This window comes from Stenotrophomonas sp. STEN009, from assembly GCF_056760395.1.
Map to the genome: position 1 here is coordinate 1 of NZ_JBRRES010000017.1, position 17,952 is coordinate 17,952.

At 68.7% G+C, this 17,952-nt stretch carries 15 protein-coding genes and 1 pseudogene; 10 read left to right on the forward strand and 6 right to left on the reverse strand.

Annotated elements, in window-relative coordinates; all coding sequences use genetic code 11:
* Window positions 1-165 precede the first annotated feature (165 nt).
* From ACVOMM_RS09710 to ACVOMM_RS09720, 3 genes are all read right to left on the reverse strand, one after another.
* Window positions 166-396, reverse strand: coding sequence for a hypothetical protein (locus tag ACVOMM_RS09710; protein ID WP_053516488.1), 231 nt, complete (start codon window positions 394-396; stop codon window positions 166-168).
* A gap of 78 nt (window positions 397-474) precedes the next feature.
* On the reverse strand, window positions 475-1,779 hold the full coding sequence (locus tag ACVOMM_RS09715) for an AmpG family muropeptide MFS transporter (protein WP_053516490.1): 1,305 nt from the start codon (window positions 1,777-1,779) through the stop codon (window positions 475-477).
* Window positions 1,776-2,576 (reverse strand): exodeoxyribonuclease III, encoded by an 801-nt coding sequence (locus ACVOMM_RS09720; RefSeq protein WP_065174234.1) that lies wholly within the window; start codon window positions 2,574-2,576, stop codon window positions 1,776-1,778. The genes ACVOMM_RS09715 and ACVOMM_RS09720 overlap by 4 nt, the downstream gene beginning before the upstream one ends.
* A gap of 162 nt (window positions 2,577-2,738) precedes the next feature.
* Here ACVOMM_RS09720 and pyrE point away from each other — a divergent pair, with 162 nt between their 5' ends.
* The 8 genes from pyrE to ACVOMM_RS09760 all read left to right on the forward strand — a co-directional run bounded on the left by pyrE (window position 2,739) and on the right by ACVOMM_RS09760 (window position 12,166).
* A complete protein-coding gene (gene pyrE, locus ACVOMM_RS09725; protein ID WP_065174233.1) occupies window positions 2,739-3,398 on the forward strand; it encodes an orotate phosphoribosyltransferase in 660 nt (219 codons plus the stop codon).
* 19 nt (window positions 3,399-3,417) lie between these two features.
* Window positions 3,418-4,080, forward strand: coding sequence for a hypothetical protein (locus ACVOMM_RS09730; RefSeq protein WP_065174232.1), 663 nt, complete (start codon window positions 3,418-3,420; stop codon window positions 4,078-4,080).
* A 174-nt stretch (window positions 4,081-4,254) separates the two neighbouring features.
* On the forward strand, window positions 4,255-4,347 hold the full coding sequence (locus ACVOMM_RS09735) for a potassium-transporting ATPase subunit F (protein ID WP_053516498.1): 93 nt from the start codon (window positions 4,255-4,257) through the stop codon (window positions 4,345-4,347).
* A gap of 12 nt (window positions 4,348-4,359) precedes the next feature.
* The gene (gene kdpA, locus ACVOMM_RS09740) at window positions 4,360-6,066 is read left to right on the forward strand and encodes a potassium-transporting ATPase subunit KdpA (protein WP_065181998.1); all 1,707 of its coding nucleotides are present in this window, start codon (window positions 4,360-4,362) and stop codon (window positions 6,064-6,066) included.
* 10 nt (window positions 6,067-6,076) lie between these two features.
* Entirely contained in the window at window positions 6,077-8,134 is a 2,058-nt protein-coding gene (gene kdpB, locus ACVOMM_RS09745) for a potassium-transporting ATPase subunit KdpB (RefSeq protein ID WP_053516502.1), read from the forward strand.
* Window positions 8,131-8,781, forward strand: a complete 651-nt coding sequence (gene kdpC, locus ACVOMM_RS09750; protein WP_065182000.1) for a potassium-transporting ATPase subunit KdpC — start codon at window positions 8,131-8,133, stop codon at window positions 8,779-8,781. Before kdpB ends, kdpC begins: the two co-directional genes overlap by 4 nt.
* Window positions 8,782-8,817: 36 nt before the next feature.
* The gene (locus ACVOMM_RS09755) at window positions 8,818-11,472 is read left to right on the forward strand and encodes a sensor histidine kinase (protein ID WP_180876934.1); all 2,655 of its coding nucleotides are present in this window, start codon (window positions 8,818-8,820) and stop codon (window positions 11,470-11,472) included.
* Window positions 11,453-12,166, forward strand: coding sequence for a response regulator transcription factor (locus ACVOMM_RS09760; protein ID WP_053516504.1), 714 nt, complete (start codon window positions 11,453-11,455; stop codon window positions 12,164-12,166). The genes ACVOMM_RS09755 and ACVOMM_RS09760 overlap by 20 nt, the downstream gene beginning before the upstream one ends.
* 38 nt (window positions 12,167-12,204) lie before the next feature.
* Here the strand turns inward: ACVOMM_RS09760 and ACVOMM_RS09765 are convergent, their stop codons facing one another.
* The 3 genes from ACVOMM_RS09765 to coaBC are packed head-to-tail and all read right to left on the reverse strand — an operon-like array spanning window position 12,205 to window position 16,292.
* Window positions 12,205-14,547, reverse strand: a complete 2,343-nt coding sequence (locus tag ACVOMM_RS09765) for a phosphomannomutase/phosphoglucomutase (RefSeq protein WP_180876933.1) — start codon at window positions 14,545-14,547, stop codon at window positions 12,205-12,207.
* A gap of 12 nt (window positions 14,548-14,559) precedes the next feature.
* Window positions 14,560-15,033 carry a dUTP diphosphatase gene (gene dut, locus ACVOMM_RS09770; protein ID WP_053516506.1) on the reverse strand — a complete coding sequence of 158 codons (474 nt, stop codon included), beginning with the start codon at window positions 15,031-15,033 and terminating at the stop codon, window positions 14,560-14,562.
* Window positions 15,030-16,292, reverse strand: coding sequence for a bifunctional phosphopantothenoylcysteine decarboxylase/phosphopantothenate--cysteine ligase CoaBC (coaBC, locus tag ACVOMM_RS09775; protein ID WP_053516507.1), 1,263 nt, complete (start codon window positions 16,290-16,292; stop codon window positions 15,030-15,032). The genes dut and coaBC overlap by 4 nt, the downstream gene beginning before the upstream one ends.
* Before the next feature lie 227 nt (window positions 16,293-16,519).
* Here coaBC and ACVOMM_RS09780 point away from each other — a divergent pair, with 227 nt between their 5' ends.
* Window positions 16,520-17,146 carry a response regulator gene (locus ACVOMM_RS09780; RefSeq protein ID WP_065182003.1) on the forward strand — a complete coding sequence of 209 codons (627 nt, stop codon included), beginning with the start codon at window positions 16,520-16,522 and terminating at the stop codon, window positions 17,144-17,146.
* Between the two features lie 70 nt (window positions 17,147-17,216).
* Window positions 17,217-17,920: pseudogene (gene radC, locus ACVOMM_RS09785) on the forward strand (RadC family protein).
* Window positions 17,921-17,952 lie beyond the last annotated feature (32 nt).

The window sequence follows — 17,952 nt, forward strand, 5'->3', positions numbered from 1 at the left end:
CCCCCCCCCCCCCCCCGCGCGCCCCGGCGGGCGGCGCCGCCCGCCCTCCCCCCCCCGCCCCCCCCCCCGCCCCGCCCCCCCCCCCGCCGGCGCGGCCCCCGCCCCCCCGCCGCCGCGCCCCGCCCGCGCCCGCCCCCCCCCCCCCCCCGGCGGTGAGGTATCAGATCAATCGAAGCCCTGCCCGGCCGGCAGCGCCTGCAGCGCGATGATGGCCGCAGCGAGCGCATCGACCTCGGTATCGCCAAAACCGGAGCGGACCTCCAGCTCGCTGCTGAACAACCCTTGTTCCAGCAACGCCGCACAGGTCTGTTCGTGGCTCCAGCCACGGGCAACCGCGACCCGCCGGATGCGTTCCAGCAGCAGCGGGTCCAGGTCCCGCAGCACAACATCAGCCATGCTCACTTCCCCGTTCGCAAGGCACCGCCCCCTCGGCGCGTCGGGGGCGATGATCCCGCAGACCGGGCGGGCAGGCAATCAGGCGGCCGGTGGTGGCCCGCGGTCAACGATGCGCGGCCACAGCCAGACCAGCAGCAGCAGGGTCGGTACCACGGTGACCGAGCTGAGGATGAAGAACGTGCTGTAGGAGGTGGCCTCGACGATGTAGCCCGACACACCGCCGACGAACTTGCCGGGCAGGTTGGCCAGCGAGACCAGCAGCGCATACTGGGTAGCGGTGAAGTTGCGGTCCGTCAACGACGACATGAAGGCGACCAGCACGGTGCCTGCAAAGCCCTGGAACAGGTTGTCGGCACTGAGGGCGGCATAGAACGCCCACAGCTTGCCCGGGTTGTGCGCCATCAGCAGGAAGGCCAGATTGGACAGCGCCACGCCCAGTGCCGCCACCAGCAGCATGCGCCGGAAGCCAAACGCGGCCACCGCGATGCCTCCCAGGAAGGCACCGCCGATGCCCATCCACACCCCGAACAGTTTGGAGACCGTGGCGATGTCGGCCTTGTCGAAGCCGGAATCGAGGTAGAACGGCCCCGCCATCACCCCGATCACCTGGTCAGGGAACTTGAACAGGCCGACAAAGGCCAGCAGCACCAGCGCCAATGCCACGCCGTTGCGGCTGAAGAAACTTGTGATCGGCTGGACGAAGGCTTCGGCGACATCGATGCGGCGCTGCACGGCGGTGGCGGGACGCTCCGGTTCGGCGCACAGCAGCGTGGTGATGATCGGCAGCAGCATCAGGGCGGCCATTGCCAGATACGCGATGACCCAGCCTTCAAACTGGGCCAGATACAGCGCGCCGGCACCGGCCAGGATCAGGCCGATCCGGTAACCCAACGTATAGGTGGCCGCCAGCGCGGCCTGAGCGGTCTGCGGCGCGATCTCGATACGGTAGGCATCCACGGCCGAATCCTGGGTGGCGCCGGCAAAGGACGCCACCAGCACCCACATCACCAGGGGCCAGACGCCCTGTTCGGGGCGCACGAAGGCCAGCGCGATCAGTCCGACCAGCACCATGACCTGCGATACCAGCAGCCAGGAGCGACGACGGCCGAGCCGGCCCAGCAACGGGAAGGCATACCGATCCAGCAGCGGTGCCCACAGGAACTTGAGCAGGTAGAAGAAACTGGCCAGGCTGATCAGGCCGATGCTGCCCAGGTCCAGCCCCACATCGCGCAGGCGCGTGGACAAGGTCTGCGACGCGATCAGCAGGAACGGCAGGCCACTGCCGAAACCCAGCATGGCCATGGTCAGCGCCGACGGTGTACCGAAGGCGCGCTTGATTCCTGCCCAGCCTTTGTAGCTGACCGGCCTGGCCGCCTCGCTCACAGGTCGTAGTCCACGGTGAACGGGGCGTGGTCGGAGAAGCGCTCTTCGCGGTAGATCGAGCAGCCACGCAGTTTGTCGCGCAGGCCCGGCGTGATGAACTGGTAGTCGATGCGCCATCCCACGTTGTTGGCGCGGGCCGCCCCGCGGTTGCTCCACCAGGTGTAGTCCTCCCCGGTGGGATTGAGCAGGCGATACGCATCGGCCCAGCCACGACCGGCCGCCACGTCGGTGGCCTGGCCATGATCAGCGCACAGCGCGTTGAGCCAGTCGCGCTCTTCGGGCAGACAGCCGGAATTCTTCTGGTTGGACTTCCAGTTCTTGATGTCCAGCGCCGACCGCACGATGTTCCAGTCGCCACACAGCACGTAGTCGCGACCGCTGCGCGCCCACTCCTCCAGGATCGGCCGCAGCCACTCCATCACTTCGAACTTGAATCCCTGGCGCAGGTCGCCGGAGCTGCCGGACGGAATGTAGAAGGACACCACGCTGAGGTTGCCGAAGCGCGCCTCGATATAGCGCCCCTCATCGTCGAACGGCGCCCAGCCCAGCGAGGTGATGACCTGGTCCGGCTCCCGCCTGCTGTAGATCGCCACGCCGCTGTAGCCCTTCTTGGTGATGGCATCGCGGTAGAAGCAATGGTGTCCGTCGGGCCGGAACATCGGGTCGGTCAGCTGGTCTTCCTGGGCCTTGGTCTCCTGGAGGCACAGGACGTCGGCGTCCTGGGCGCGGAACCAGTCGAGGAAGCCTTTGGTCGCGGCGGAACGGATGCCATTGGCGTTGAAACTGATGATGCGCATGCGGGGGACCTACGGCGGGAAACCGGGCAAGCATACCGGTTGGCTGCTGGGCTGCGCAGTCCGGCGGACGCGGCCGGACGGCCCCCCGGAAGAGCGCCGACGAGCGCGGAAGGCCCGGCTGCATTAGGATTTGTGCTCCAAATGAAGATGAATCGAGTTTTGATGAGCGACCACCGTCACCGTTTCCTGCAGCTGGCCCTGACCGCCGACGCCCTGCGCTTCGGCCAGTTCACCCTCAAGTCCGGCCGGCTGAGCCCCTATTTCTTCAACGCCGGTCGCTTCGACTCCGGCTCGCTGCTGTCCCAGCTCGGCGCCTGTTATGCCGATGCCATCGACGCCAGCGGGGTCAAGTACGACGTGGTGTTCGGCCCGGCCTACAAGGGCATTCCGCTGGCCACGGCAATGGCCTGCGAGCTGGCCCAGCGTGGCCGCGACCTGCCGCTGTCGTTCAACCGCAAGGAAGCCAAGGACCATGGCGAAGGCGGCCAGCTGATCGGCGCCGACATGAATGGCAAGCGCGTGCTGATCGTCGATGACGTGATCACTGCGGGTACTGCAATCCGCGAAGCGCTGGCCATCATCCGCGCGGCAGGCGGCACTCCGGCCGGCATTGTGGTCGCTCTGGATCGCCAGGAGATCGCTTCGGAAGCCGATCGCCGCTCCGCGGCGCAGGCAGTGGCCGAGGAAGCCGGCATCCCGGTGATCGCAGTGGCTTCGCTGGGCGACCTGCTTGATTTCGCCTCGGGAAACCCGGAACTTGTCGGCTACCGGCAGCCGCTGGAAGCCTATCGGGCCCAGTACGGCGTCCGCTCCACACGCTGACCGCCAGGGGGAAGGTCGCATGTCCCGAATTCCTGCTGTTCTCTTCGCCGGCCTGCTGCTGGCCCTGCCGTTCACCGTGGCGGGGCAGTCGCGGGGCGGCGACAAGGTCGAGAAGAAGCTGTACTGCTGGAACGAGGGCCAGGAGCGGATCTGCAGCGATGCGCTTCCTGCCGATGCGGTCAACCACGCGCGCGACGAGTTCAATGCCCGCAGTGGGCTGCGCAATGCGCAGGTGCAGCGCGCGCTGACCGACGAAGAACGTGCCGCCGCCAGTACCGCGGCGGCACAGCAGCAGTTGGACCGGATGGCCGAGCAGACCCGCCAGCGCACCGAGCAGGCGATGCTGACCACCTACGGCAGCGAAGACGACCTGCGGCGGGTGTTCGCCGAGCGCCAGGAAGTGCTCGACAACAACCTCAAGACCGCCCAGTACAACGTGGCCAGCCTGCGTGAATCGCTGGTCGCGCTGCTGTCGGCGGCCGGCGACCGCGAGCTGGCGGGCGCCAAGGTGGGCGACCCGCAGGCCGAAGCGATCCGCCAGCGGCACGTACAGCTGCAGTCGCAGCAGCGCCTGCAGTCCGGCTTCCTGCAGCAGCAGCAGGCGTTGAAGGCGGAGATCGAAAGCACCCTGCAGCGCTATCGCGAGCTGAAGGGCCTGGCGCCGGCTGCCCCGGCTGGCTGAAAACGCTCCTGCCGCCGGGCATGGCCCGGCGCTACCCGTGGCCAGGTTACGGCCTGACGCGCGGAATTTATGCAGTCTTTACGCGCCGGCCCGGTCCGCCGGGTAGTGCGTTTACGGGGCGCAGGCCGACCATGACGGCCTGAGGTGGAGGGGTTCCACCAGGACGCAATTCCCATGTCCCCCTGGCTGTCGTTGGTGTGTGGCGTGCTGGTGCTGATCGCCGCCGCCTATCTTCTGTATGTCGTGCTGCGGCCCGAGTCGTTCTGAGCGGAGCCGGCCATGATTGAAATTCTTGTCATTCTTGCTGCCAGCGTCGCGCTGGCATGGCCGCTGGGACTGTACCTGGCGCGCGTGATGCGCGGCACGCCGATGAAGGTCGACGTGCTGTTCCGTTGGATCGAAACGCCGCTGTACAAGGTCTTCGGCGTCGATCCCGCACGCTCGATGTCCTGGCGTGGCTACGTGCTGGCATTCCTGCTCAGCAATGGGGTGGTGGCGGTGCTGACCCTGGCGGTGTTCATGACCCAGGCGTGGTTGCCGCTGAATCCGGACCAGATCCCGAACATGCGCTGGGACACCGCGCTGCACACGATGATCTCGTTCCTGACCAACACCAACCAGCAGCACTATTCGGGCCAGGCGCAGCTGTCCTACCTCTCGCAGATGACCGGGATCACCGGTCTGCAGGTGGTGACCCCGATGATGGGCCTGGCGCTGGCGGTGGCCACACTGCGCGCGCTGTTCGCGCCGGCGCCGCAGTCGGCCACAGGCAGCGCCGGCGATGACCGCCAGGTTGCAGTGGGCAACTACTACACCGACGTGGTGCGCCTGTGCGTGCGCGTCCTGTTGCCGCTGTGCCTGCTGTGGACACTGCTGCTGACCAGCCAGGGCGTGCCGTCGACGCTGGCGGCGGGGCCGCAGGCTACGCCGATCGATGCCTCCGCCGGCATGACGACGCAGAAGCTGCCGCTGGGTCCGGTCGCGGCGATGGTCGCCGCCAAGCAGCTGGGCGCCAACGGCGGCGGCTGGTATGGCCCGAACAGCAGCTTCCCGCTGGAGAATCCGACGCCGGTTTCGAACCTTCTCGAAGTGATCGGCATCCTGCTGGTACCGATGGCGGTGATCTTCATGATCGGGGCATTCACCGGGCGACGTCGCTTCGGCGCGCTGGTGTTCGTCTGCATGCTGGGAATGTCGCTGCTGTCCACCGGCGCCATGGTGTGGAGCGAAGGCCACAGTGCCAGTGCGGCCACGCCCCTGCTGATGGAGGGCAAGGAAGTACGTTTCGGCGCCGACGGCACCGCGTTGTGGGCGGCGGTGACGACGCAGGTGTCCAATGGCTCGGTGAACGGCATGCACGATTCGCTGGCCCCGCTGAGCGGTGGCATTGCCCTGGTCAACATGCTGGTCAGTGCGATCTGGGGTGGCATCGGCTGCGGCCTGCAGCAGTTCATCGTCTACCTGTTGCTGGGCGTGTTCCTGGCGGGGTTGATGACGGGCCGGACGCCGGAACTGTTCGGTCGCAAGCTGGAGACCCCGCAGGTGCGCCTGCTGGCCCTGCTGGTGCTGCTGCAGCCCATCACCCTGCTGGTGTTCACCGCGGTCACTCTGGCCGTGCCCGGCCTGGCCGGCACCTCCAATCCCGGCTTCCACGGCATCAGCCAGGTGTTCTACGAATACGTATCGGCCTACGCCAACAACGGTTCGGGCTTCGAGGGACTGGGTGATGCCACGCCGTGGTGGAACCTGAGCTGTTCGCTGGTGCTGCTGCTGGGTCGCTTTCCGCTGCTGGTGATTCCGCTGGTGGTTGCTGCCCAGCTCGCCGCCAAGCGGCAGGCACCGGAATCAGCGGGCAGCCTGCAGATCGAAACCCCGACGTTCGCCCTGACCCTGGTGTCGGTGATCGTCATCCTGACCGTGCTGCAGTTCATGCCGGCGCTGGTGCTTGGCCCGATCGCCGACCACCTGAGCCTGGGACTGCATTGAGGACACCCCCATGAGTAGCCACGCAACCTCAACCCGTAACCCGCTTGCGTCACGCCCTGCCCTGCTCGATGCGGCCGGCCTGCGCCGCGCACTGGTCGACGCCGTACGCAAGCTTTCACCGATGCATCTGGTGCGCAGCCCGGTGATGGCGGTGGTGATGGCCGGCACGATCGTCGCCGCGATCATCACCCTGACCGGCAACGCTCCACTGGGCTTCGGCCTGGCGGTGACCGCGATCCTGCTGGTCACCGTATTGTTCGGCAACTTCGCCGAGGCCGTCGCCGAAGCACGCGGCCGGGGCCAGGCCGCATCGTTGCGCCGTGCCCGCCAGGACCTGGTGGCGCGCCGACTGGCCGCCCCGCAGCCAGGGGCCGCAGAAACGCAGGTGCCGGCCGCCGAACTGCGCCCGGGCGACCACGTCATCGTCAGTGCCGGCGAGCTGGTGCCAGCCGATGGCGAGATCGTGCAGGGCCTGGCCACCATCAACGAAGCGGCGGTAACCGGCGAATCGGCACCGGTGCTGCGCGAAGCGGGTACCGATCGCTCCGGCGTGATCGGCGGTACCAAGGTGCTGTCCGACCAGATCGTCGTGCGTGTGACCGCCGAGCCGGGCCACAGCTTCCTGGACCGGATGATCGCGCTGGTGGAAGGCGCCAACCGGCAGAAGACACCGAACGAGGTCGCCCTGACCCTGCTGCTGGCGGCGATGACGCTGACCTTCCTGGTGGTGGTGGCGACATTGCCGGCCATCGGCGCCCATGTCGGCGTCCAGGTCGATCCACTGCTGCTGATCGCACTGCTGGTCTGCCTGATCCCGACCACGATCGGCGGATTGCTGCCGGCCATCGGCATCGCCGGCATGAACCGCGCCTTGGCGGCCAACGTGCTGGCCAAGTCGGGCAAGGCGGTGGAAGTGGCCGGCGACGTCGATGTGCTGCTGCTGGACAAGACCGGCACCATCACCTACGGCGACCGCCAGGCCAGCCACTTCCATGCGTTGGCGGGAATCGACGCCAGCCAGCTGCGCGACGCGGCCCTGTTGTCCTCGCTGGCCGACCCGACCCCGGAAGGCAAGTCGATCGTGCGCCTGGCACGCGAGCAGGGGTGCACCACCGCCGAGCCGGAGCAGGCCGTCTACCTGGCCTTCAGTGCGCAGACCCGCATGTCCGGCGTTGACCTTGCCCATGGCCGGCAGATCCGCAAGGGTGCGCTGGATGCGATCCGCAACCATGTGCAGGCGCAGGGAGGCGTGGTGCCGGCCGAGCTGGGCGGGCGCGTCGAACAGGTCGCCCGCAACGGCGCCACGCCGCTGGTGGTGGCGGAAGGTCGCCATGTGCTGGGCGTGATCGAACTGTCGGACGTGGTCAAGCACGGCATGCGCGAGAAGTTCGCACAGCTGCGGGCGATGGGCATCCGGACGGTAATGATCACCGGTGACAACCCGCTGACCGCGGCCGCCATCGCTGCCGAAGCCGGCGTCGACGACTACATCGCCGAAGCCCGGCCCGAGGACAAGCTGGCACGCATCCGCCAGGAACAGGCCGGGGGCCGTCTGGTGGCGATGGTCGGCGATGGCACCAACGATGCGCCGGCGCTGGCCCAGGCCGACATCGGGCTGGCCATGAACTCCGGCACGCAGGCCGCCAAGGAAGCCGGCAACATGGTCGACCTGGATTCGGATCCGGCCAAGCTGCTGGCGGTGGTGGAGGTAGGAAAGCAGCAGCTGATCACCCGCGGCGCGCTGACCACCTTCTCGCTGGCCAACGATGTCTCCAAGTACTTCGCGATCCTGCCGGCGCTGTTCGCCGCGGCGGTGCCGGCGATGGCGGCGCTGAACGTGATGCAGCTGTCGAGTCCGCGCAACGCGGTGCTGGCCGCGCTGATCTTCAACGCCCTGGTGATTCCCGCTCTGATTCCGCTGGCTCTGCGGGGCGTGCGCTTCCGCCCGGCCACGGCCACCGCGCTGCTGCGCCGGAACATGCTGGTGTACGGCCTGGGTGGCGTGCTGCTGCCGTTCGCGGCGATCAAGGCGATCGACCTCCTTCTTGTCCTGGTATCCGGCTCATGAACCGCTCTGCTTCCACTTCTTCTTCCCTTCCGCGCGAAGCAAAGGCCGCATCCCGCATGGCGCGCCTGCAGGACGACGCCAGCTGGCGCCCGGCGATCGGCCTGGGTGTGGCGACCCTGCTGCTGGCCGGTGCGGTCTACGCCGGCATCGCCACCGGTTTTGCCGGCCTGGCGTACCCGATGCAGGCCGAAGGCAGCCTGCTGCGCGATGGCAGCGGCCAGGTGCGTGCGTCGGCGTGGCTGGCGCAGCCGTTCACTGGCGATGGCTACTTCCAGGCGCGGCCATCGGCCGCCAACTATGACCCGATGGCGGCGGCCGGCTCCAACCTGGCACGCAGCAACCCTGCGTTGACCGAGCGCGTCGCCGCAAGCACGGCTGCGGTCGCAGCGCGCGAAGGCGTCGCACCGGACCAGGTGCCGGCAGACCTCGTCACCCAATCCGGCGGCGGGCTCGATCCGCAGCTGACGCCGGCGGCGGCGCAGCTGCAGGTGGCCCGCGTGGCGCGTGCCCGGGGCCTGCCGGTGGAACGTGTGCAGGCGCTGCTGCAGGCCCACACCGAGGGACGCCAATGGGGTCTGTTCGGCCAGCCGCGGGTGAACGTGGTGACGCTGAACTTCGCGCTGGACCACGCAGCCGCCAGGCCGTGATGCGATCGTGCACCCGCTGCGCGCACAATGGCCGCCATGACTGACCTGCGAACCCGCCAGGCCGACGCCCTGGTGGAAGGCCTGCAACGCGAAGCCGGTGGCAAGCTGACGGTATTCCTCGGCGCGGCGCCGGGCGTGGGCAAGACCTACACGATGCTCAACCGCGCGCAGGAACAGCTGCGCCGGGGGGTCGACCTGGTGGTGGGGCTGGTGGAGACGCATGGCCGTGCCGATACCCAGGCGTTGCTGGAAGGACTGCCACGGCTGCCGCTGAAGGACGTGGCCTACCACGGCCACGCCCTGCAGGAAATGGACCTGGATGCCGTGCTGGCGCGGCGCCCGGCGCTGGTGCTGGTCGACGAACTGGCACATCGCAATGCACCGGGCAGCCGCCACGAGCGACGCTGGCAGGATGTCATGGAGCTGCTGGATGCGGGCATCGATGTCTGGACCACGGTCAACATCCAGCACCTGGAAAGCCTCAATGACGTGGTGATGCGCATCACCGGGGTGCGGGTCAGCGAAACCGTGCCGGACGGTGTGCTCGACCGCCTGCACGACATCGTGCTGGTGGACCTGCCGCCACGCGAACTGATCGCCCGCCTGCAGCAGGGCAAGGTGTACGTGCCGGAGCAGGCGGCACAGGCACTGCAGGCGTTCTTCTCGCCGGCCAACCTGACCGCACTGCGCGAGTTGGCCATGCAGGAAGCCGCTGATCGCGTCGACAGCAGCCTGCGCGAGACCCGTGCCGCACGCGGCGAGGGCAACCTGCCGCTGCGCCGCGGCGTACTGGTGGCGATCGATGGTGGCGGGCAGAGCGAGTATCTGGTGCGGGTCGCGCGCCGCATTGCCGAACGGCGCGATGCGCCGTGGACGGTGGTGACGGTGCAGGGACGACGCCAGGACGAAGCGACCCGACGCGAGATCGACGCGGCGTTCGCGCTGGCACGTCGCCTGGGCGGCGATGCCGAACTGCTGCATGGCTCCAGCATCGCCGATGCCCTGCTCGACCACGCCGCGCACAACGGTGTCTCGACCCTGGTGCTGGGCCGCACCCGCGAGCGGCCGCTGGCACGGATGTTCAACCGCACCCTGACCCAGCAGCTGATCCAGCGCGGTGCGCACTACGAAATCACCATCATCAGCACGCCGCAGGCACGTGCGCGTTCGCGCCGCGAAGGCCTGTTGCCGCCGGCGCGCGGTATCAACCACGAACCACTGCAGGCCCTGCTCGCCACCGCGCTGGCCTGCCTGGTCGCGTGGCTGGTTGAACGCTGGGTGGGCATGGCCGACCTGTCGATGGTGTTCATCGTGGCGGTCGTGCTGGTCGCAGCCCGCACCCGCGCCAGCGTGGCGGTCATGGCCGCGATCCTGTGCTTCCTCGCCTACAACTTCCTGTTCATCGCACCACGCTTCACCTTCGCCATCGGCGCACGCCAAGGCGTGATCACCGTGTTCCTGTTCCTGGCAGCGGCACTGGTGGCCGGGCGCCTGGCATCACGGCTGCGCATGCAGGTGATCGCCCTGCGGGCCGCCAACCGGCATGCGCGCGCGCGGCAGCAGCTGGGGCGACAGCTGGCCAGCGCTGCCGGCGATGGCGAGGTGGCACTGGCCGGCCGCCATGCGCTGGAGCAGGCGATGGACGTGCCGGCATGGCTGCGGATCGGCGTGGACACCACCGCCGGCGGCCGCACCCTGCCCGGCGACACCGACCTGGCTGCCGCCGACTGGGCACTGCGCCACGGCCAGCCCAGCGGGCGTTTCACCGATACGCTGGCCGGCGCGCAATGGTGGTTCCTGCCCCTGCTTGATGGCGAGGACCGTGCAATCGGCGTGGCCGGCCTGTATCTGCCAGGTGCACGCCTGCTGCCCGAGCAGCGCCAGCTCGCCGAAGCGATGGTGGACGACATTGCCCAGGCGGCATTGCGCACGCGGCTGGTGGCCGAGCTGGAGCGGGCGCACGTCAGCAACGAGACCGAGCGCCTGCGCTCTGCTCTGTTGTCTTCGGTATCGCACGATCTGCGCTCGCCGCTGGCGGCGATGATCGGATCGGCCGACAGCCTGGCCAGTTATGGCACGGCGATGGACGTGGCTGACCGCCGCGCGCTGCTGGACACCATCCTGGTCGAAGGCGAACGGCTGGACCGCTACATCCAGAACCTGCTGGACATGACCCGGCTGGGCCACGAAGGCCTGAAGATCAACCGCGACTGGATCGGGGTGGACGAGTTGATCGGGTCGGCCGCGCGACGGCTGCAGCGCTACCAGCCCAACGTGAGGCTGGAACTGGATATCCCGCCGACCCTGGCGCCGATCTGGGTGCATCCGGCGCTGGTCGAGCAGGCGGTATTCAATGTCATGGAGAATGCGGCCAAGTTCTCCCCCGCCGATGCCGCGGTACAGGTGCAGGCGCGCGAACTGGACGGCCAACTGCGCATCGACGTGATCGATGCCGGTCCCGGCATCCCCGACGAAGAGCGGGCACGCATCTTCGACATGTTCTACAGCGTCGAGCGTGGCGACCGTGGCAGCCATGGTACCGGTCTGGGCCTGACCATCTGCCAGGGAATGATCGGCGCGCATGGCGGCAGCGTGCAGGCGCTGCCGGGACGTGACGGTCGCGGTACCCTGATCCGCATCACCCTGCCCCTGCTCAAGCCAGCCTCCCACGATGAGCCCGACCCCGATTGATGCGAGCGTACCGGCCCCGCGCGTGCTGGTGATCGATGACGAGACCCAGATCCGCCGTTTCCTGGATATCAGCCTGCGGGCGCAGGGCTATCAGGTCAGGCAGGCCGCGACCGGCCAGGAAGGCCTGCAGCTGGCTGCCAGCGAGGACATGGACCTGGTGATCCTGGATATCGGCCTGCCGGACATGGAGGGCCACCAGGTGCTGGAGCAGCTGCGGCAATGGAGCCAGGTCCCGGTCATCATGCTGACCGTACGTGCCGGAGAAGCGGAAAAGGTGCGGGCGCTGGACAACGGTGCCAACGACTATGTGACCAAGCCCTTCGGCACGCAGGAACTGATGGCGCGGGTGCGCGCGCTGTTGCGGACACGCAGCGTGCCGACCGATGGCACGCCTCCGGTATTCGACGACGGCCATCTGCATGTGGACCTGGTGCGCCGGGAGGTGGCGATCGCGGGCGAACCGGTGGCGCTGACCCGCAAGGAGTACGCGCTGCTGTCGCTGCTGCTGCGCAATGCCGGCCGGGTGGTCACCCAGCCGCAGATCCTGCAGGAGATCTGGGGACCCACCCACCAGCACGACACGCACTATCTGCGCATCCTGGTGGGCAAGCTGCGGCACAAGCTGGGCGATTCGGCGCTGGATTCACGCTACCTGTTCACCGAACCTGGCGTCGGATTGCGTTTCAAGGGGTGAGGGTGTGCCGACCAACGGTCGGCACCCACCCGGATCGATCAGAACCCCAGCGGGGTGTCGCCGACGATCGGCTGCAACTGGCTGCGGAACAGTGCCTGGATGCGCTCCAGCGCCGCCTCGTCGTCGCCCTCGAAGCGCAGCACCAGTACCGGGGTGGTGTTGGAGGCGCGCACCAGTCCCCAGCCGTCGGGGAAATCCACACGCAGGCCGTCGATGGTCGACAGGCGGCCACCCACATACGGGTTGTCCGGCGACTGCGCTGCCGCCACCAGCATCGCCACCAGGGCGTGCGGCGTACCCTCGGACACCGGCACCTTCAGCTCCGGTGTGGCCACCATCTCCGGCAGTCCGGACAGCACCTCATCCGGGGTTTCCTCGCGCTGGGCCAGGATCTCCAGCAGGCGCGCGGCGGCGTACAGCCCGTCATCGAAGCCGAACCAGCGTTCCTTGAAGAAGAAGTGGCCGCTCATCTCGCCCGCCAGCTCGGCATCGGTCTCGCGCATCTTCGCCTTCATCAGCGAGTGCCCGGTCTTCCACATCAGCGGGCTGCCGCCGTTGCGCAGCACGTGGTCGGACAGCTTGCCCGTGCACTTCACGTCGTAGATCACCATCGCCCCGGGATTGCGCATCAGCACATCGGCGGCGAACAGCATCAGCAGGCGGTCGGCGTAGATGATCCTGCCCTCACCGGTGACCACGCCCAGGCGGTCGCCGTCACCGTCGAAGGCCACGCCGAGATCAGCGCCAAAGCGTTTGACCGTCTGTACGAGGTCCTGCAGGTTGTCCGGCTCGCTGGGGTCGGGATGATGATTGGGGAAGGTGCCATCAACATCGCAGTAAAGCGGAATCACCTCGGCACCGATCGCTTCCAGCAGCTGCGGGGCCAGCGCACCGGCAACCCCGTTGCCAGCGTCGGCCACCACCTTCAGCGGGCGGTCGAGCTGCACATCGTCGGCGATCCGCTGGATGTAATCGGCGCCGACATCGCGCTGCTGGTAGTCACCCGGTTCGGCCGCCTGCACAAGGCGACCCTCGACGATGCGCTGGTACAGGCCGGTGATGGCATCGCCGGACAGCGTTTCGCCGCCGATGACGACCTTGAAGCCGTTGTACTCGGGAGGATTGTGGCTGCCGGTCACCGCCACGCAGGTGCCGGTACGCAGGTGGAATGCGGCGTAATAGACGACCGGCGTGGGCGCCAGGCCGATGTCGATGACCGCGCAGCCGGCACGGCGCAGGCCTTCGGCCAGGCCGGCTGCCAGCTCGGGGCCGGACAGGCGCCCGTCACGGCCGATCACCACCTCGCGCAGGCCCTGTTCCAGCGCAGCGGTACCGATGGCCTGGCCGATCAGCGCGGCGGTCTTTGCCGTCAGTTCGCTGCCCACCACACCGCGGATGTCGTAGGCCCGGAAGATGCCCGCTGCCAGCGCTTCCGCCGGGACCGGCGGCGGAGGGGCCACTGTGGCGTCGGCGGCAGCTTCGGCGGCCTGTGGCGGCGCCATCTGCAGGCTCTCGCGCAGCGTCGGGCCCTCATCCACCTCGACGGCGGACGTGCGCCGCGGCAGCGGCAGGTGCTTCGGCAGGCGGTCGCGACCGACCAGCAGCAGCACGGCGATGAAGGCCAGCAGCAGCGCGACGATGCCGCTGGCCAGCGCGCCCAGACCGAGCGGGCCGGGTTCGACGTTGGGCACGGCCGCTGCCAGCCGCAGCGGGGTGCCGGCAATCGGCCTTGCCTGCGCCTCGGCGATCTGCGCCAGGCCGGAATCGCCCTGGGTGACCAGATCGTGCGTGCCCTGGCGCAGGCCGAGGAAACCACTGGCAGGTGCGCGGATCTGATCCAGCGGCGCGGTCAGGCGCAGCAGCGGCTGACGGACGTAGACCACCGCCGCCCCCAGACTGCCCAGTTGCACCGGCGCAGCCAGGCCGAGGCGGTTGCCTCCCCCATCGCGGACCACCCGCAGGCTCGGCCGGTCCTCGCCCAATGCCTGCTCCAGCAGGGCCAGGCGCGCATAGCCAAAGGTGGCCGGATCGGCGTAGGCAGCGGCCAGGTCGGCGCCCAGCACCTCCACCCGCTCCACGCCGGACCAGCTCTCGCGCAGGGCCAGCGCAGCGGCGGACGCATCGCCGGCCTGCAGCGCCTGCTGCAGGCGCTCGTTCTTCAACTGCTGCTGCAGCTGCTGCAACTGGCCACTGGCGGCCTGTTGCAGGCCCTGCACGGCCTGGTCACGCGCCTCTTCCAGCGCCTTGCCACCTGCCTCCTGGCGCCACTGCTGCACGGCGCTCCAGCCGAACCAGCCGGCCAGCAACACGAGCAGCACTGCCAGCAGCGGTGCGCTGCGCCCCAACGACCGTCCCTGCTGCCTTTCCCCGATGCCGCTCATCAATGTCCCCCGTCAACGCACCCCGGTATGGCCGAATCCACCCGTTCCCCGCACGCTGTCGGTGAAAGTATCCACCACCTGCAGGCTGACGCGGGCAATCGGAACCACCACCAGCTGCGCGATGCGGTCACCCGGCTCGATCGTGAAGGCCTCGCGGCCCCGGTTCCAGACGCTGATCAGCAGCGGACCCTGGTAGTCGGCGTCGATGAGGCCGGTGCCGTTGCCGAGGACGATGCCGTGGCGATGGCCCAGGCCCGAACGCGGCAGGATGACCGCGCACAGGTGCGGATCGGCAATGTGGATGGCCAGGCCACTGGGAACCAGCGCGGTATCGCCCGGCTGCAAAGTCAGCGCGGTGTCCAGCGCTGCGCGCAGGTCCATGCCGGCACTGGCCTCGGTGGCATACGCCGGCAGCGGCCAGCTGTCGCCGAAGCGCGGATCGAGCAGTTTGACCTGCAACGGTTGCGATGAAATCACCTGGGTCATGCCTGAAGTCTCCGCGCGATCAGCGCCAGCAGTTGTTCGGCCAGCTCGCGCTTGGAGGTCGCCGGGAATACCTGTTCGCCATCCTGCCAGAAGGCCGTGGCGGCGTTGTTGTCACTTTCGAAGCCACCGCCACTGATGCCGACCTGGTTGGCGATCACCAGATCCAGGCGTTTGTCGACCAGCTTGCCACGCGCGTACTTCTCCACGTCGTGGGTTTCGGCGGCGAAACCGACCACCAGCTTCAGCGACTGCGTCTGCGCGGCCACCTCGGCCAGGATGTCCGGGGTACGCACCAGTTCGATCACCAGTGACTGGCTGTCGGCGGTCTTCTTCAGCTTCTGCGGCGCCACCTGCCGTGGGGTGTAGTCGGACACGGCGGCGGCACCGATATAGATGTCGGCCGGCAGCGATGAGAGCACGGCGTCGCGCATCTGTGCGGCCGAGCGCACATCGACGCGCTGCACGCCGACCGGCGTCGGCAGCTGCACGGGACCACTGACCAGCACCACCTGCGCCCCCATCGTCGCCGCGGCCGCGGCCAGTGCGAAGCCCATCTTGCCGCTGCTGCGGTTGCCGACGTAGCGCACCGGGTCGATGTCCTCGTAGGTGGGTCCGGCGCTGATCAGCACACGCAGTCCCTGCAGCGCGCGGGTTGCCGAGGGCGCGGCAGGCGCCACGGCATTGCCGTTGGCCGCCAGCGCGGCAACGATGTCACCCGGCTCGGCCAGCCGCCCCGGGCCGGACTCACCCTCGGCCAACGGCCCGTCGACCGGTCCGATCACCTGCGCGCCCCGCTGGCGCAGCAGTGCGACGTTGGCCTGCGTGGCCGGATGCAGCCACATGCGATGGTTCATCGCCGGACACACGGTCAGCGGCGCGGTACTGGCCAGGCACAACGTGCTGACCAGGTCGTCGGCGTGACCATGGGCCAGCCGCGCCAGCAGGTCGGCGGTGCCCGGTGCGATCACGATGCGGTCGGCCCAGCGCGCCAGCTCGATGTGGCCCATGGCCTGTTCTGCGGCGCTGTCCCACAACGTAGTGCGGGTCGGCTGCCCGGACAGGGCCTGGAAACTGAGCGGGGTCACGAACTGCTGGGCGCCGGCAGTCATCGCCACCTGCACCAGCGCCCCGGCATCGCGCAGCCGCCGCACCAGTTCCAGGGCCTTGTAAGCCGCAATCCCGCCGCCGACACACAACAGCAGTTTCTGGCCTTCCAGCGCGCCGGCCGGCGCGGGGGATGCGTTGGGGGAGTCAGCCACCTGGAATTCCTGTGCAAACGAGGGCGCTAGCTTACCCGATGGTCGGTAATGTCCCGATGCACAGCGCACATAGCTGGCAGCTATCAGCAGATGGAACTTCCACTACCGCAGTTCCCGGGTTCACCCGCCGATGATTCGGAACTTTCCTATACCCGTGCCCTGGTCGGCTTTGCAGAATCGGTACTGGCCACCTCCGGTGCGCCGCTCCGCTTCCCCGAGGATCCCGCGTGCAACCGCGCATCATCATCGCCGACGACCATCCGGTTGTACTGCATGGCATCCGTATCGTGCTGGAGGCTCACCAGATGCAGGTGGCCGGCAGCGCGGCCGACGGTGCCCAGCTGCTCGACCTGCTGCAGCGTGAAACCTGCCATGCCGTCCTCACCGACCTGTCCATGCCCGGCGCCGGCCCCGACGGCCCTGCGCTGCTGGGCGCACTGCGCGAGCGTCATCCGGGCCTGCCGGTGGTGGTGCTGACCGGTGCCCGCCACCCGGGACTGCTGGACAGGCTGCTGCGCGAAGGCATCGATGGCCTGGTCGACAAGTGCGCCGGCTTCGCCGAACTGCCGATGGCGCTCGCGGCAGCCATGTCCGGCCAGGTCTTCGTCTCACAGCAGCTGCGTCATCACCTGCAGTCGCGCGACCTGCTGTTCCAGCGCACACCGGTCTCGCTCTCCGCGCGCGAGCAGGAAGTCCTGCAGCTGCTCGCCGAGGGCCTGAACATCAACGCCATCGCGGCCCGCTGCGGCCGCAGCCCGAAGACGATCAGCCGGCAGAAGGCCGAGGCCAAGCGCAAGCTGGGACTGCAGAGCAACCAGGAACTGTTCGACTACCTGAAGACCGTGCGCGATTGAGGCATCGGCTGACGGTCATCGGCGGCAAGCGCCGATGGGAGCGCCGGGCGCCGCTGGCGATGATGCAGGCATGCCCATCCATGACTGGCCTGAACAGGAACGTCCCCGCGAGAAGCTGCTGGCGCGGGGTCCCACCATGCTGTCCGACGCGGAGTTGCTGGCGCTGTTCCTCGGCTCCGGGGTCGGCGGCCGCGATGCCGTGCAGACCGCACGCGACCTGCTGCACGCGCACGGTCCGCTGCGGGTACTGCTGGACCGGCCTGCCGGCGAGCTGGCACGGCTGCCCGGGCTGGGGCCGGCCCGCAGCTGCACCCTGGCCGCCGGCCTGGAACTGGCCCACCGGTACCTGGCCGCCGAACTGCAGCACGGCGAAGCAGTTGGCGACATCCCGGGGCGGTGGGGCGCTACCTGCAGCACCGTCTGCGCGGGCAGGCCCGCGAACTGTTCCTGGTGCTGTTCCTGGACAACCGCCACCGGCTGATCGCGTGCGAGGAACTGTTTGCCGGAACCCTCACCGCAGCGGCGGTCTATCCACGGGAGGTCGTGCGGCGCGCCCTGCAGCTCAATGCCGCCGCCGTGATCATCAGCCACAACCACCCGTCCGGCGACCCGGAGCCATCGCCGGCCGACGCGCGCATCACCGAGGAGCTGCAGCAGGCCCTGGCCCTGGTCGACATCCGCCTGCTCGACCATTTCGTAGTGGGCGAAGGCCGCCCTGTTTCGTTTGCTGAACGTGGCCTGCTGGGCCAGCGCCAGGCCCGCCTGTTCGGCTGAGCCCCGGCCCCCCGGCCGCCCCGGGGGGACCG